The 14,475-nt window shown below is 72.4% G+C and carries 13 protein-coding genes and 1 pseudogene; 9 read left to right on the top strand and 5 right to left on the bottom strand.

From position 1 onward, the window contains the following. Positions 1-19 precede the first annotated feature (19 nt). The gene (locus BMW78_RS08470; protein WP_091758336.1) at positions 20-283 is read right to left on the bottom strand and encodes a hypothetical protein; all 264 of its coding nucleotides are present in this window, start codon (positions 281-283) and stop codon (positions 20-22) included. Between the two features lie 516 nt (positions 284-799). On the opposite strand from BMW78_RS08470, the gene BMW78_RS08465 reads away from it, so the two are divergent. Further along, positions 800-1,918: a CapA family protein gene (locus BMW78_RS08465; protein WP_091758335.1), complete on the top strand. Its 1,119-nt coding sequence runs from the start codon at positions 800-802 to the stop codon at positions 1,916-1,918. 78 nt (positions 1,919-1,996) lie between these two features. Next, positions 1,997-3,007, top strand: a complete 1,011-nt coding sequence (locus BMW78_RS08460) for an FUSC family protein (RefSeq protein ID WP_245735747.1) — start codon at positions 1,997-1,999, stop codon at positions 3,005-3,007. A 19-nt stretch (positions 3,008-3,026) separates the two neighbouring features. On the opposite strand, the gene BMW78_RS08455 is transcribed toward BMW78_RS08460, so the two are convergent. The 3 genes from BMW78_RS08455 to BMW78_RS08445 all read right to left on the bottom strand — a co-directional run bounded on the left by BMW78_RS08455 (position 3,027) and on the right by BMW78_RS08445 (position 7,072). Next, a complete protein-coding gene (locus BMW78_RS08455) occupies positions 3,027-3,446 on the bottom strand; it encodes a GNAT family N-acetyltransferase (RefSeq protein ID WP_177180321.1) in 420 nt (139 codons plus the stop codon). 10 nt (positions 3,447-3,456) lie between these two features. Then, on the bottom strand, positions 3,457-4,911 hold the full coding sequence (locus BMW78_RS08450; protein WP_177180320.1) for an MATE family efflux transporter: 1,455 nt from the start codon (positions 4,909-4,911) through the stop codon (positions 3,457-3,459). A 133-nt stretch (positions 4,912-5,044) separates the two neighbouring features. Then, entirely contained in the window at positions 5,045-7,072 is a 2,028-nt protein-coding gene (locus BMW78_RS08445) for an adenylate/guanylate cyclase domain-containing protein (protein WP_091758328.1), read from the bottom strand. Between the two features lie 204 nt (positions 7,073-7,276). Between BMW78_RS08445 and BMW78_RS08440 the strand changes: the two genes are divergently transcribed. Both BMW78_RS08440 and BMW78_RS08435 read left to right on the top strand, forming a co-directional pair. Continuing rightward, positions 7,277-7,825 carry a hypothetical protein gene (locus tag BMW78_RS08440; protein ID WP_091758326.1) on the top strand — a complete coding sequence of 183 codons (549 nt, stop codon included), beginning with the start codon at positions 7,277-7,279 and terminating at the stop codon, positions 7,823-7,825. Between the two features lie 86 nt (positions 7,826-7,911). Then, the gene (locus BMW78_RS08435) at positions 7,912-8,226 is read left to right on the top strand and encodes a hypothetical protein (protein WP_091758324.1); all 315 of its coding nucleotides are present in this window, start codon (positions 7,912-7,914) and stop codon (positions 8,224-8,226) included. Positions 8,227-8,306: 80 nt separating this feature from the next. Here BMW78_RS08435 and BMW78_RS08430 read toward each other — a convergent pair whose 3' ends face one another. Next, positions 8,307-9,440: a helix-turn-helix transcriptional regulator gene (locus tag BMW78_RS08430; RefSeq protein ID WP_091759082.1), complete on the bottom strand. Its 1,134-nt coding sequence runs from the start codon at positions 9,438-9,440 to the stop codon at positions 8,307-8,309. Between the two features lie 138 nt (positions 9,441-9,578). Here BMW78_RS08430 and BMW78_RS08425 point away from each other — a divergent pair, with 138 nt between their 5' ends. The 5 genes and pseudogenes from BMW78_RS08425 to BMW78_RS08405 all read left to right on the top strand — a co-directional run. Next, positions 9,579-9,998: a RidA family protein gene (locus BMW78_RS08425; protein WP_091759080.1), complete on the top strand. Its 420-nt coding sequence runs from the start codon at positions 9,579-9,581 to the stop codon at positions 9,996-9,998. A 76-nt stretch (positions 9,999-10,074) separates the two neighbouring features. Continuing rightward, on the top strand, positions 10,075-11,502 hold the full coding sequence (locus BMW78_RS08420; RefSeq protein ID WP_091758322.1) for an FAD-binding oxidoreductase: 1,428 nt from the start codon (positions 10,075-10,077) through the stop codon (positions 11,500-11,502). Positions 11,503-11,668: 166 nt separating this feature from the next. Further along, positions 11,669-12,088, top strand: coding sequence for a YciI family protein (locus BMW78_RS08415; protein ID WP_091758320.1), 420 nt, complete (start codon positions 11,669-11,671; stop codon positions 12,086-12,088). A gap of 123 nt (positions 12,089-12,211) precedes the next feature. Next, a pseudogene (locus BMW78_RS08410) lies at positions 12,212-13,500 on the top strand (RNA polymerase sigma factor). 142 nt (positions 13,501-13,642) lie between these two features. Beyond that, the coding region (locus BMW78_RS08405) for a DUF222 domain-containing protein (protein ID WP_177180319.1) at positions 13,643-14,475 on the top strand (833 nt) is incomplete at its 3' end.

Genomic DNA, 14,475 nt, shown 5'->3' with positions numbered 1-14,475 from the left:
GTATGCCGCGGTGCGGTTGTCAGTGGAAGCCCAGCGCACGCGGGACGCCGGGTCCGAAGCGGCGGACCAGCTCGGCGTACCGCTCGTGCTCGACGGAGAGCTCCTCGAGCTCGTCCTGGGTCTCCTCGACATCCGTGTCGAGGTGACGGGTGGGTCCGGCGCCGGGCTCGATCGAGAGCGGGGCCGTCCAGGCATGGCCCTTGCTGCAGGCGAAGAGCACGAGGTCTCCGCTGATGAACACGCTCAGGTCGCCGTCGTCGTCGGTGTGCTTCATCTGCGACACGGGACGAGCCTGCGCCGGTGGCCTGCTGAGGGGATCCGGCAAAGGGCGGAGATGCTGTCGCGAACGGCCTCCGCGGTCTACTCTGGGAACGCGGTTGACGCGTTGGCCACCGGAAGCATGTCGGGGCAAGCGGGCACAACCAGCAGGGGAGCAGACAGCCGTTCGGCCGAGGGAACTAGGCCACGGAGCTGAAGGAGCACGCTCATCGCTGACGTATCTGGGACGGCCATTCCCGCTCGCCGACCGCGACGGCGAGGACGTCTGGGTGCGTGGTGGTCGCGCTGGCTGCACCGCCACGTCCCGGTGATGGAGGACCCGTCGGTGGGGCGGCTCGACCAGATGGACGGCGTCGCCCAGCCACCGTCACCGGCACCGGCACCGCGCGGCAGGCACGGTGCACCGGCCGACGCTGACCGGCCCGGCAGGGGAGCGGCCTCCTAGCCACGCCGGCTCTTCGACTTCGCTGGGTGACCTCTGGCCCTGCGCAGGCGCGGCGACGCGGCATACGCAGGAGCCATGGCGGACGACGGCGCGCACCTCCTGTTGGCCGGTGACGTCATGACCGGCCGCGGCATCGACCAGGTGCTGGCCCACCCGGTGCCGCCGGAGCTGCACGAGGACTACGTGCACGACGCCCGCACCTACGTCGAGCTCGCGGAGCGTGTCAACGGCGTGGTCGACCGGCCGGTCGCCCCGACGTGGCCGTGGGGCGACACCCTCGCCGCCATGGACCGGTTCGATCCGGCGGTGCGGGTGCTCAACCTCGAGACCAGCGTGACCACCAGCGACGACTGGGCCCACGGCAAGGCCGTCACCTATCGGATGAGTCCCGCCAACCTCGCGGTCCTCACCGCGGCGCGGGCCGACGTGTGGGCCCTCGCCAACAACCACGTCCTCGACTACGGCCTGGCCGGCCTGGAGGAGACCCTCGACGTGCTGGCGGCCGCCGGGCTCGCCACCACCGGTGCCGGTCGCGACGAGGAGGAAGCCTGGCGGCCGGCCGTGGCCATGACCCCGAACGGCCACCGCGTGGTGGTGCTCTCGGTGGGCGACTCCTCGAGCGGCGTCCCGTCGCGGTGGGCCGCCGGTGCCGGGCGGCCGGGAGTGGCGCTGCTGCCCGACCTGAGCGGCCGGACCGCGAGGCGGGTGGCCCGACGGCTGGTCGAGGGTGGGCGTCCCGGTGACCTGCGCGTGGTGTCGGTGCACTGGGGGAGCAACTGGGGCTACGACGTCGAGCCCTCGCACCGCCGGTTCGCGCACGCGCTCGTCGAGGCGGGCGTCCACGTGGTGCACGGGCACTCCTCGCACCACCCGCGCCCGGTCGAGGTGCACGAGGGCCACGTCGTGCTCTACGGCTGCGGCGACCTGGTCAACGACTACGAGGGCATCGGCGGCTACGAGGCGTTCCGCGACGAGGTCCGAGCGCTCCACCTGGTGGGCCTCGACCCGCGCGACGGCACGCTGCTGGGCTTGCGGCTCGTGCCGTTCGTCGCGCGCCGTCTGCGGCTCGACCGGGCCGGGGTCGATGACGCCCGCTGGCTCGCTGACACCCTGACCCGCGCTGGACGGCCGCTCGGCACGGCCCTGGAGGTGGTCGACGAGCCGGACGGGCCCGCGCTCGACCTCCGCTGGTGAGCCAGCCGCCGTGTGAGATCCTTGATGCTGCCCACAACCCGACAGGTTGCAGCCGACCCGAAAGGCAAGCCCCGCCCCGTGTCACGGACAGGTCAGCTCACGCACCACGACCTGTTCCACTTCCGCCCGCACGCGGGCGCGCACCGGGTGGCCCTGCGGGCCGGCATCAGCGTCTTCGTCCCACTCCTCGCCGTGTTCCTCCTCGGCCACCCGGAGTGGTCGATGTATGCCGGGTTCGGCGCCTTCACGTCGCTGTACGGCCGCAACCACGTCCACCTGTCCCGCGCGGCGATGCAGGCCTCGGTCGGCGCCGCGCTGGTGTCGGTGATCGTCCTCGGGGTCGCCGTCTCGACGCTGCCGCACGCCGCCTGGGTCGCCGTGCCCATCGCCGGCCTGGTCGCGGCCGGCGCCTCGATGCTCTCGCGGGCGCAGGACTGGCACCCGCCGGGCTCGCTGTTCGTCGTGTTCGCGTTCGGCGGCTGTGCGTCGGTGCCGCACACGACCGCCGACCTCGCGCCCGCGCTGGCCGTCTCCGGGCTCTCCGCGCTGTTCGCCGTGGTCGTCGGCGCGGTCGGCGGCCTCGCCCGCGGTGAGCGGTCCACGCCCTCGCGGGCGCGCCTCCACCGGTCGTGGCTGCCACTGCAGGACGCCGTCGCCGCGAGCGTCGCCGGTGCGCTCGCCACGGCGTCGGGCATCGGCCACCCCTACTGGGCCACGGTCGCGGCGGTGGCGCCGCTGTCGGCGCGCGGGTTGCGCGGCCAGGTGACCCGCGGCATACAGCGCGTGCTCGGGACGCTGCTCGGCCTGGTCACCAGCGGCCTGCTGCTCAGCCTGCACCTGGCCGGAGTCGCGCTGCTCCTCGTCATCGCAGCTCTGCAGATCGGTGCCGAGCTGCTCGTGGGGCGCAACTACGGCGTCGCCCTGCTCGTCATCACGCCGCTCGCGCTGCTGATGGGGCAGACCGCCTTCGAGCAGCCGGCCGGCCAGCTGCTGTTCGACCGCGGCGTCGAGACGGTGATCGGCAGTGCCGTGGGCCTGGCCCTGGTCGTCGGCCTGAACGTGCGCCGTCGACTCCGCGTCCAGACCTGAGACCCGGGAACCTGACGGGCTACTCCTTGCCGGGGCGCAGCACCTGCCACATGCCGACGGTGTTCTCGGCGACGAAGCCCTCCCGGGCGTAGAGCGTCTGGCCGTCGGGCGTGGCGAACAGGCCGACGAAGCAGTCGGCTCCCGCCATGGCCTCGATCTGGTCGCGCAGCCGGCGGATCACCTGGCTGCCGAGCCCCTGTCGCTGGTGGTCCGGGTGCACGGCGACGTCCTGGAGGTAGAAGTAGAACGCGCCGTCACCCACGACCCTGCCCATCGCGACGGGCTGCTCCTCGCCGTCGTAGGCGACCACGCCGCACAGCGAACCGGCCAGGGAGGCCGGCACGGACTCCCAGTGGAAGTCACCGTGCCAGCCGACCGAGATGGCCAGCGCCCCGTGCTCCTCCACGGTCGGCACCGTGTCGACGAACCGATAGGTCATGGCGGTCTCCTTATACTCCGACGGGGGCATCGGCGGGCGGGGCGGGCGCCACACCCTCGGCGGGAACTGCCACGCTGTCGTCGGCGTGGCCGCTGCGGGCCAGCTCGTGCCAGCGCAGCCGCCGGGCTCGCCAGGTGAAGACGCCCAGCTTGGCGACCTCCTCGACCACCCGGGCCACGAAGACGCCGAGCACCCCGAGAGGGGTGTGCAGGCCGAGCAGCACCGCGATGGGCAGGCCCACCACGAAGGCGCCGATGGCGTCGCCCATGATCACGCCGCGCACGTCGTTGCCGCTGGGCAGCACCCCGGCGCCGAGGATCATGTTGCGCACCTTGACGACCTGGAAGGCGGCGTTGACCGCGATGCCGGCCATGGCCATCGAGCGCACCTCGGGCCCGGCGTCTTGGAACAGCGGCTCGAGGAGCAGGATGCTGGCCCCGAACAGGACACCGAAGAGCGCGCCGGTCCCGAGGCCGGCGCGGGTCAGGCGGTGCACCCACGCGACGGCGCCGGCGGCGTCGCCCCGGCCGACCGCCCGGCCGACCAGCGTGGTGGTGGCGCTCATCAGCCCGATGCTGCCGACGATGAAGACGCCCTCGAGCGTCGTGACGATCTGGGCCGCGGCCAGCGCCTCGTCACCGAGTCGCTGGAACACCACGTTGTAGAGGAAGGTGCCGCCGGTCCAGAACAGCTCGGTGACGCCGAGCGGCAGGGCCAGCACGAAGAGCGGCACCACGACCCGGCGCCACTCGATGCGGTCGACGGGCAGGCGCCACGAGACCACCCCGCGCCGCCCGAACGCCATCGAGACCAGGATCGCAGCCTTCACGGTGGTGGTGACGAGGGTGGCCCAGCCGGCTCCTGCTGCCCCGAGCGCCGGCGCCGGGCCGGCACCGGTGACGAGCGTGTAGGCCAGCACCGAGTTGGCCAGCACGGTGACGGTCGTCGCGACCATCGGGCTGGTCGCCCGCCCGACCGAGCGCAGCACGCCGCTGAGGATGGCGCTCAGCATGGTGGGCAGGGTGGCCAGCGCGACGAGCCGGAAGTAGTCGGTGCCCACTGCGGCGACCGTCGGCGACGCCCCCGTGGCCGTCAGCAGGTCACCGGCCCACACGGAGGGCAGCAGCGAGGCGAGGACGCCCAAGGTGCCGGCGACGACCAACGCAGCGGTGACGGTGTGGTCCATGTCGACCCGACGGCCGGCGCCGAAGGCCCGCGCGACGAGGATGCTCACCGACGTGCCGAGGCAGCCGAGCGTGATGATGAGGATGAACGACAGGCTGTTCGCGAACCCCACCGCCGCGATGGCGGTGGCACCGAGCGTGCCGACCACCACCTGGTTGACGAAGTTCAGCACCAGCATCAGCACGAACTCCGCACTCACCGGCACCGCGATCTGCGCGATCTCCCGCCTCGGGGTGGCCACGGCCGCGGTACGGCGCGTGGGCAGGGTGAGGCGCGGCATGGCAGTGCCTTTCGAGCAGGAGAGGAGAGGTCCCGGGACGGGCGCCGTCGTTGGCGCCGCGGGCAGGTGACAATCCTACGAGCCCGGACCTGCCTCCAGACACTGCTTTTCGGTGAGCCGCGGCCGGTGGCCGTCACCGCCAGCCGATGGAGGCGACCTCGACGGGTTCGCTGAAGCCCTTGAGCTTGACCGACCGACGATCGACTGGCAGGTCCCGCCGCCGCGACGACTGCAGCGAGGCCATGCTCACCAGCACCTCGGAACCCGCGGCTGCCGCACCGATGCGCGCGGCAAGGTGGACGCCGCCACCGATGTAGTCAAGGCCGCTTCGGCTCGCCTCCGCCCTGTGGACACCGATGCGCACCTGGGGTGCGAAGCCGTACTCACGCCGCTGGTGCTCGAGCCGTCGTTGGATCCCGATCGCCGCATCGAGGGCCTCGTCCACGTCGTCGAAGGCGAGGAAGAACCCGTCGCCCGTGGCTTTGATCTCCTCGCCTCCGTGCTCGGCGACGACACCGCGCAGCGCCTTGTCGTGCCAGTCGAGGACCCGGGACCACGACTCGTCGCCCAGCAGCTCGGTGAGTCTCGTCGAGTCGACGATGTCGGTGAAGACGAACGACCGCACGACCCGCTTGGTGCCGGCCACACCCCCCGCGCCCTCCCCGGCGCCGCCGTGGGCACGTGGGTCGGTCGCGGCCTCGAGCGTGACCAGCAACCGGGCGGTCCGTTCGACGTCCGGGGTCGCGCCGAGGTGGTCGAACACCCCCCGCGCAGCCCTCGCCTCGACGATCGCCGCATCCGGGTCACCGGAGGCTGCATGAACCTCGGCCAGTCCACGCCGCGCGATGGCGACCTCGTATGGTGCGTCGGCCCCTGAGTACAGGTCGACGGCACGCTGCAGGTCCCGACTCGCCGCCTCGAGCGCACCCTCACTCGCCTCTACCGCACCCATGGTGGCCGCTGCAGCCGCCGCAGGCAGCCGGGTCCCGAACTGGTCCGCGATGCGCCCGACCTCCTCGGCAGCCGTCCGCGCCGTCCCGCTGTCGGACCGGGCCAGTGCGATCTCGACCTGCGCTTCGAGCAGCGGCAGTCGATAGAGGCCCGTGTCGGGCGTCGCCCTCCACGTCGGCGTCCGCACCGGGCCGTCGAGGGCTCGGCGGATCCCCGTGGCAGCCACGTCGACCTTTCCCTCGGCGAGCCGCAGCAGGGACAGCCCAGGCTCAGGATCGGTCCCCAAGGCATGCGCCTCGACGAGGATGGCCTCGGCGCCGCCCAGGTCACCGCGCCGGAGCCGGATGACGCCGATCTGGTAGAGGGCCATGCCCACCGCCGCAGGCACGAAGCCGCGCAGCTCCACCGACGCCTGCCGTGCCTCCGCCTCGGCCTCGAGCCACTCACCCCGTCGCCGCTTGATCTCGGAACGGAAGACCCGACACATCCCCGGGAAACCGCTGATGCCCTCGCGCCGACACCACCGGTCCTGTGCCTCGGTCCACTCCGCGGCCCGCGTCCATTCTCCAAGGGCGCTGCAGGTCTCGATCGTGGTGCAGCACACGCCGCCCGCAACGTCCGGCTCGAGCTCGCCAGAGATGGCGGCAACCGTGGCCTCGTCGATCAGGTCGAGCCCTTCCGCCACCCTGCCTGCCGAGACCAGGGCCGCCCCACGCTCCGCCAGCGCGAACGTCTCGAGGTTGCGGTCCTGGAGGCGTCTCCCGATGTCCAGCGCGCGCGTGGCGTTGGCCAGCGCACCCTCGTCGTCACCGACGAGCGCGTCGTGGAAGGACTGTGTCGCTGCCAGCCAGCCGTGTCCGACACCCTCGTCGGCGTGCGCCAGAAGGCGCTCGGCTCGCCGCAGCCAGGCGTTGGCGACGGGCGCGGCGTTGCGGAAGAGCTGGTCACGGGCCAGCGCGATGGCGAGCACGGCGGCGGTCTCGTTGTCATGGGCCCTGGCCGCGGCGGCATACGCGCGCTCAAGGGCGTCGATCGCGACGGGCAGCTGCCCCACCCACAAAGCCGCCTGGGCGAGCAGTCCCAGCTCCCCCGGGGACAACCTGCCAGCCTCGTCCTCGGCGCGGAGCAGGTCGAACGCCTCACGCCACGAGTGGCGCGCAAGCGCCTGCTGGGCGCGTTCAACCGGTGAGGCCTCGACCACGTCAGACATGGAGCTCCTTCAGCAACACCCATTCTCACTCCGGACCGGGCCCGTTCGTCCCCAGATCCGGCAAGGCAGCCCCTGACGAGGTCAGTCGGATGATCGCACGACCACTGACGGTCGGTGTGCCCCGCCCAGGCGGTGCGAACGCGGCACCCCGGTGGTTGTCCCGAAGTGGCGGATCTCTCTGCGCCCCGGCCCCATACTGCGGGCATGGACGGGGGGACCACCAGGCAGGCGGCCACGGCGGCGACCCTGCTGGGCGCCGCCCTCGTCCTGGGTGGGTGCACGTCGTCGTTCCCGTCGGTGGAGGACATGCGCGCCATCCCGGGGGCAGGGTCGGTCTACCCCGGCTCCGTCGTCTACGACTCGTCGGCGTCGCCGCCGGAGCGCAACCTGATGGCCGACAACTCCGGAACCCTGCAGACGGTGGCCTGCACGACCGCGTCCGTGCCGGAGCTCGCGCAGTGGTTCGACGACCAGCTGGAGGCGGTGGGATGGAAGGTCGCGCCGGGGTACCAGGCCTACTGGACCCCGCCACCGACGGGAGTCGGGTCCTCGTCGCTGGCCGCCCGGGTGCCGACGGACTGGGAACGCGAGGACGCTGAGCTCGTGCTGACCGTGCTCTCCGACCAGGACCTGCGCTGGTACCGGAACAAGCACCCGGACGCCGCAGCGGCAGCCGCCCGGGCGGGTTGCTCGACCAGCTACCGCACGCGCCTCAGCATGACCGGTACGCATCCCGCCGCGACGTCCCGCTGACGGCGGAGGCCGCGGGCCGTTCGGCACTGTGTGGCGCCTCCTCACCCTCCGACGCTGAGGTGAGACGGACTGCGGGAGGCGCTGTCATGCAGTGGGATCTCGGCCTTGGGGGTCTGGCGGTGCTGGCGTCCGTGTCGCTGGGGTTCGGCGTGGCGGCCGGCCTCCTCGTCGGACGGGACGTGGTCTACCGGATGTGGGCGCTGGGCATCACGACGGTGGCCTGCTTCGTCTTCGGGATCTTCACCAGCGAGGTGCTGTTCGGCTGGGCGACCGAGAAGGACCTGCAGCCCAACATCGACGGGCTGTCGAGGGACGAGGTGCTGCTCTCCAGCGTGCTCGTCACCGTTGTCGTGGTGCTGGTGATGCGGTATCTCGCGCGCCGACGTGCGGCGCGCGACTAGGTCTGTCGACGCGCGCTCGGTCTGTCGACGCGCGCTAGGTCCCTTGACGCGCGCTCGGTCTGTCGACGCGCGACCGGGTCTCAGCCGGCGCAGAACCAGCCCGACGGACCGAGCTCGGCGCCCAGCCGGGGGACATACTGGTCGAAGTAGATCCGCGCGATGAGCTCGCGACGGCTGCGCACATCGGCCTTGTCGAACACCGACTTCAGGTGGTCCTGCACGGTGTAGGTCGACACGTGCATGGTGGCGGCGATCTCCTTGGTGTCGACGCCCTGGAGCACCAGCTGGGTGACGTCGCGCTCGCGCTGGGTAAGGTCGAAGGCGGCCACGACCAGCGGCACGATCTCCGGCGGACGCGCCTCCTCGATGGTCACGACGACGTCGCCGCTCACCCCGTCGGGGCCCAGCAGCGGGGTCGCGTGCAGCACCAGCCACATGCCGTTGCGGGCCCGCACGCGTGAGCGCGGTGGCACCCTCGTCTCGCCGCGGGCGTAGCGCCGGGCCGCGGCGACGAGGGAGGTGATGATGCCGGTCCACTTGGCGTTGTGGGTGGGGCTCTCGAGCTCGGAGAGCCGCTCCTCGGCGCCCAGGCTGGTCTGCCGGACCTGGTCGTCGGCACCGATGATGAGCACGGCCGGTCCGCTCGGGGCGGGCGGCGGGCCGGAGGTGGCCATCCGGGCGAGCAGCCCGGTGCGCATGCCGGCAGCGAAGACGGCCGACAGCGAGCCGACGAACTCGATCTCCTCCTGGGCGAACGGGGCGCTCTCGGGGTCGCGGAAGAGCGCCGCTCCTCCCCACACCGAGGAGCCGTCGCGGAAGACCACCCGCAGCTCGTCGCTGTAGCCGAAGTTCGGCTGCATGAACTCGCGCATCCGCTGCGACTGGGCCACGTCGCCGTCGGTCGTCACGTGCACCCCCGCCGCGCGGATGCCGGCACGGGATAGCTCGGTGAACGTGGTCGGCTCGATCGACCCGTACTCGATCAGGCCCCACTCGTGGTCATGGCTGTCGCGTCCCTGCAGGTCGCCGAACTTCCGGGTGCCGGTGAGCAGCTCGGTGCTGGGGTCGACCGTCGCCAGGCACGCCGCCACGTGGGGCACGGCCCGCTGGAGCGACTCCACCGCCTCCCCGAGGAAGGTGTCGATGTCGAGGCCCGCGCGCGCAACCACCTCGACGTCCCGCCGCACGCGCTCAGCAGTCAGTGCACGGCGCATGGCGGGAGTCTGCCCGACGGAGCGGCGCACGGGTATCCCACAAAAGTGGGGGGTTCGCCACTCCAGAGCACCGGGAGGCGCAGGTTCCCCCGGAAAAGGGATGGCTGGGCAGGGGTGTGGTCCGTCACCGTCGTGGTCGTGAACAGCACGACCGCCACGACGACGCCCGTCACCCCGAGCACCTGGACCGCCTGGTCCCGTGCGCTCGGGTACGACCAGGGGCAGCTGCGCGCTGCCCCCGGCGCAGTCCTGACGGTGGCGGCGCAGGGGCCGCTCGACGCGGTGGGCCGACTGGTCCACGAGGACGACCCGGCCGCGCAGCTGGCGCTCGCCCTCGCGAACGTCGAGGCGGTGCTCGCTGCCGCCGGCATGGGGCCGGCCGACCTGGCTCAGCTGCGCGTCTACACCACCGACATGGACACCCTGCTCGGCGTCTGGGACACGGCCGTCGAGCGGTTCGCGGAGGTGGGGGCGAGCCCGCCGACGACCCTCCTCGGGGTGCGCGAGCTGCCGGTGCCCGGGATGACGGTCTCGATCGAGGCCCTCGCCCTCCGCTGAGCACACCACCACTGCCGTTGACACCCAACGACCCCGGTTCGAGAGCGAACCGGTACGAGAACACGAAGGAAGCACCATGAGCGTCGAGACGACCCTCGATCACCCAGCCCCGTCCGTGCCCGCCGAGGCCCTGCGCGGCCTCTGCGGCGGAGCCGTCCACCTGCCCGGCGACGCCGGCTACGAGATGGCCCGTATGCCGTGGAACGTGGCCGTCGACCAGCGCCCCGCCGCGGTGGCGTTCCCGCACAGCGCCGCCGAGGCGGCCGAGCTCGTCGTCGCCGCAGCACGTGCCGGGCTGCGCGTGGCGCCCCAGAGCACCGGCCACGCCGCCGGGCCGCTCGCCGAGTCATCGCTCGAGGACGTCGTCATCGTGCGCACCTCGGAGCTCAACGGCGTGACCATCGACCCCGAGGCACGGACGGTGCGCGCGGAGGGTGGCGTGCTGTGGCAGCAGGTCGTCGAGGCGGCGGCGCCGCACGGCCTGGCCGCGCTGCACGGCAGCTCGCCCGACGTCGCCGTGGCCGGCTACGCGCTGGGCGGCGGCATCGGCTGGTACGCCCGCAAGCTGGGCCTGGCGACCAACAGTGTGGTCGCGCTCGAGGTCGTCACCGCCGACGGCCAGGTCCGTCGCGTCTCGGCCGAGAGCGCCGGCACCGACGCCGACCTGTTCTGGGCGCTGCGCGGTGGGGGCGGCAACTTCGGCCTGGTGACCGCGGTCGAGCTGCAGCTCTTCCCGATCGCCGACGCCTACGCCGGCATGCTCCTGTGGGACCGCCAGCACGCCGACGCGGTGGTGCGCGAGTGGGCCCGCTGGTCGGAGTCGGCGCCCGATGAGGTCACGACCTCGCTGCGCGTCATGAGCTTCCCGCCGATGCCCGAGCTGCCCGACTTCCTGCGGGGCCGGCAGCTGGTCATCATCGACGGCGCGGTGCTGGCCGACGACGCCACCGCCGAAGAGCTGCTCGCCCCGCTGCGCGCCCTCTCCCCGGAGATGGACACCTTCGGCCGGGTGCCGGCCGCAGCGCTGTCGCGGCTGCACATGGACCCGGAGGGGCCGACGCCCGCGGTGTCGGGCTCCCTCACCCTGGCCGGCCTGCCCGAGGAGGCCATCGAGGCGTTCCTCGCCGAGGTCGGGCACGGCTCGACGTCGTCGCTGCTCTTCGCCGAGCTGCGCCAGCTCGGCGGCGCCCTCGGCCGCGACGCGGACGGCGCCGGCGCGCTGCCGAGGCTCGACGCGGCATACGCGGGCTTCTTCGTCGGTATCGCCGCGACGCCCGAGATGGCGTCGCAGGGGCTCGCCGACGCGGCCCGTCTCGAGGCTGCCCTGCAGCCGTGGGTGGGCGGGCGGACCTACCTCAACTTCACCGAGACAACGCTCGACGCCAGCACCGCGTTCGACGGTGACACCTGGACCCGGCTGCGGCAGGTCCGTTCGGCGGTCGACCCGGAGGGTGTGTTCCTCGCGAACCACCAGATCCCGGGCGCGGTGTCGGGCCAGGGCTAGACCAGGGGGTCGGGGCACGCCCAGGCGGGGGCTGGCCCCATCAGCCCGGCCGGAGAGACTCTCTTGAAGATTCTCCGGCCGGGCTGTCGATCGGTGGCTGCGCCGTTCGACGTGAGGGTAGAGGCTGGGCCGTGAGGGCACCGGCCACCACCCGAGAGGAACAGACATGCGCTACATGGTTCTGGTCAAGGCAACTCCCGAGTCCGAGTCGGGCGCGATGCCGTCGGCGGACGACTTCGAGGCCATGAACACCTACAACCAGGAGCTCGCCAAGGCCGGGGTGCTGGTCGCCGGTGAGGGCCTGCACCCGTCGTCGGAGGGCGCCCTCGTCCGGTTCGACGGCAAGGAGCGCACCGTGCTCGACGGGCCGTTCACCGAGACCAAGGAGCTGATCGCCGGCTTCTGGATCTTCGACGTGAAGTCCAAGGAGGAGGCCGTCGAGTGGGTGCGCCGGGCTCCGATGCAGGAGGGCGAGCTCGAGATCCGTCGGGTCTTCGAGGCCGAGGACTTCGGTGACGCGCTGCCCGAGCACGTCAAGGAGTGGGAGGCCGAGCAGCGCGCCAAGCAGGAGGCGCAGCGCTCCTGACCTGACGTCGGCTGACGCTCGCCGTTCCGGCGGGCACGCGGGTATGCCGGTGGGTCGCCCTCGTGGGCGGCCCACCGGCATACCTGTTTGCGGTGGGTGGCGGAGCGCTGGTTGGTTGGGGGCGTGGGCACGGAACAGGACGTCCGCCGTCGCGTCGAGGCGGTGTGGCGCATCGAGTCGCCCCGGGTGGTGGCCGCACTGGCCCACGTCACTCGCGACGTCGGGCTGGCCGAGGACTTCGCCCAGGACGCACTTGTCGCGGCGATGGAGCAGTGGCCCGTCGACGGCGTACCCGACAACCCCGGTGCATGGCTGCTCTCGGTCGGTCGGAGGCGGGCCATCGACTGGTCCCGTCGCCAGGAGACGTTGGCGCGCAAGGAGGTCGAGCTCGGGCGAGTGCTCGCGCTGTCACTGGCGTCCGGCGAGAGGTCCGGGATCGCCGACTTCGAGGCGGTGGAGGAGGACATCGAGGACGACCTGCTGCGGCTCGTGTTCACGACCTGCCACCCCGTCCTTGCCCCCGAGGCGCGGGTCGCACTGACGCTGCGGCTCCTCGGAGGCCTGACCACCGCCGAGATCGCCCGGGCCTACCTCGTGCCGGAAGCGACTGTGGCACAACGGATCGTGCGGGCGAAGAAGAAGCTGACCAGCGCCGGAGCCGGGTTCTCCTCGCCGCTGCCGTCCGAGTTCGTCGAGCGCCTCGACTCGGTGCTGGAGGTTGTCTACCTCGTATTCAACGAGGGGTACTCGGCGACCGCCGGGTCGGACTGGTTGCGGCCGGAGCTGTGCCACGACGCCTTGCGGCTGGGCCGGGTGCTGTCAGGGCTGCTCCCGAAGGAGTCCGAGGTCTGGGCGTTGTTGGCGCTCATGGAGATCCAGTCATCACGCTCACGGGCGCGGGTGGGACGCGACGGTGAGCCGGTGTTGCTGCTCGACCAGGACCGTGGTCGGTGGGACTGGGCGGCGGTCGGACGCGGCCTGGCAGCGTTGGAGAAGGCGGAGGCGCTGACCGACTCGCTTGGCGTGTATGGGTTGCAGGCCGCCATTGCCGCCTGCCATGCGCGTGCGCGTACGGCTGAGCAGACGGACTGGCAGCGCATCGCGGAGCTCTACGGGGCACTGGTCGTGGCGACGAGCTCGCCTGTGGTCGAGCTGAACCGGGCGGTCGCCGTGTCGATGGCTGCTGGTCCCGAGGCTGGTTGGCAGTCCTCGAGGGTCTGGCGGACACGCCCTCGCTGGAGGGGTACCACCTCCTGCCCGGGGTGCGGGGCGACCTGCTGGAGCGGCTGGGGCGGTTCGAGGAGGCACGGGCGGAGTTCGAGCGTGCGGCCGAGCTGACGCAGAACGAGGCCGAGCGACGCGTCTACCGTCGGCGAGCGGCAGAGGTGGACGCGTTGTCCACAGGCCCCTGACTCGTCGTCACGCTGTCCACAACCGGCTCTGATGGGCTTGCTGTCGAGACGCCCGTATGCCGCGAAAGCGATTGTGGCGCAATGCTTTCCGCTCGCTGCTGCTTGCGATGCGTTGTCGGTGGTCGCCCCTAGTGTTGTGGTCATGGAGGGGAAGCAGCGCCACGGCGAGCAGGCAGGTCACTGCCTGAGCCTGGCCGAGCGCCGGGACCGGATCGCGGCCGCGCGGGAGGCGCTGCAGGGGCTGGGGTCCGTGGCCTGGCAGGCACCCTCCGGCGGTGGCCCAGACGGCCTGTCCGGGTTGATGGGCGAGGTCGACGCCCTGGGCATGGCGTGTGACGCGGGCCGGGTGGCGGTGCTGCGGGAGGCGATGAACCGCGGCGAAGACTCTGGCGGATCGGCGGCGATGACGACCGCCCAGTGGGTCCGTCACCACGCCCCGTCGACCATCGCCGGTGGGGCGGCGGCGATCGTGTCGGTGGCCACCGCGTTCGGCAAGCGCGTCAACGCCCCGGTGAAGGAAGCAGTGGAGTCCGGCCGGTTGGCGGTGAAGTCCGCGGCGGTGGTGGTGTCCGAGGCCGACAAGCTGCGCCCGCTGCTGGCGGACGGCGCCGAGCCGCACGTGCTGGAGGGGCTGATCGGGATGGCCGAGCAGCACGGCCCGTCCGGGTGCCGGCTGCTGCGCGACGGGCTGATCGCCAAGTACGGGCGCCAGGACGTGCTCCAGGACCAGCAGAACATGGGCAAGTCCTTCATCCGGCTCTCCCCACCGACCGACACCGGCGCCAGCACCTTCGAGTACCGGCTCACCCTCGACTTGGAGGGCAAGGCGGTCCTCGAGGCCGCCCTCGGGCCGTTGTCCGCGCCGAAGCCGGTCGACGGCGAACGCGACCTCCGGTCCTCCGACCGGCGCCGCGGCGACGCCCTGGTCACCCTGGTGCGCCGGGCGGTGGCGGCCGGGGACGAGGTCGGCAAGAC

Source organism: Pedococcus cremeus, assembly GCF_900111375.1.
GTDB lineage: Bacteria > Actinomycetota > Actinomycetes > Actinomycetales > Dermatophilaceae > Pedococcus_A > Pedococcus_A cremeus.
Note: the sequence above shows the minus strand (reverse complement) of the source record. Positions and strands in the feature narration are given on the sequence as shown.

Excerpts from the sequence above, each read along its gene's own strand:
- BMW78_RS08435 (WP_091758324.1), top strand. The coding sequence starts at position 7,912 with ATGCAGTGGGATCTCGGCCTTGGGGGTCTGGCGGTGCTGGCGTCCGTG.
- BMW78_RS08430 (WP_091759082.1), bottom strand. The coding sequence starts at position 9,440 with ATGCGCCGTGCACTGACTGCTGAGCGCGTGCGGCGGGACGTCGAGGTG.
- BMW78_RS08455 (WP_177180321.1), bottom strand. The coding sequence starts at position 3,446 with ATGACCTATCGGTTCGTCGACACGGTGCCGACCGTGGAGGAGCACGGG.
- BMW78_RS08440 (WP_091758326.1), top strand. The coding sequence starts at position 7,277 with ATGGACGGGGGGACCACCAGGCAGGCGGCCACGGCGGCGACCCTGCTG.
- BMW78_RS08465 (WP_091758335.1), top strand. The coding sequence starts at position 800 with ATGGCGGACGACGGCGCGCACCTCCTGTTGGCCGGTGACGTCATGACC.
- BMW78_RS08445 (WP_091758328.1), bottom strand. The coding sequence starts at position 7,072 with ATGTCTGACGTGGTCGAGGCCTCACCGGTTGAACGCGCCCAGCAGGCG.
- BMW78_RS08450 (WP_177180320.1), bottom strand. The coding sequence starts at position 4,911 with ATGCCGCGCCTCACCCTGCCCACGCGCCGTACCGCGGCCGTGGCCACC.
- BMW78_RS08420 (WP_091758322.1), top strand. The coding sequence starts at position 10,075 with ATGAGCGTCGAGACGACCCTCGATCACCCAGCCCCGTCCGTGCCCGCC.
- BMW78_RS08415 (WP_091758320.1), top strand. The coding sequence starts at position 11,669 with ATGCGCTACATGGTTCTGGTCAAGGCAACTCCCGAGTCCGAGTCGGGC.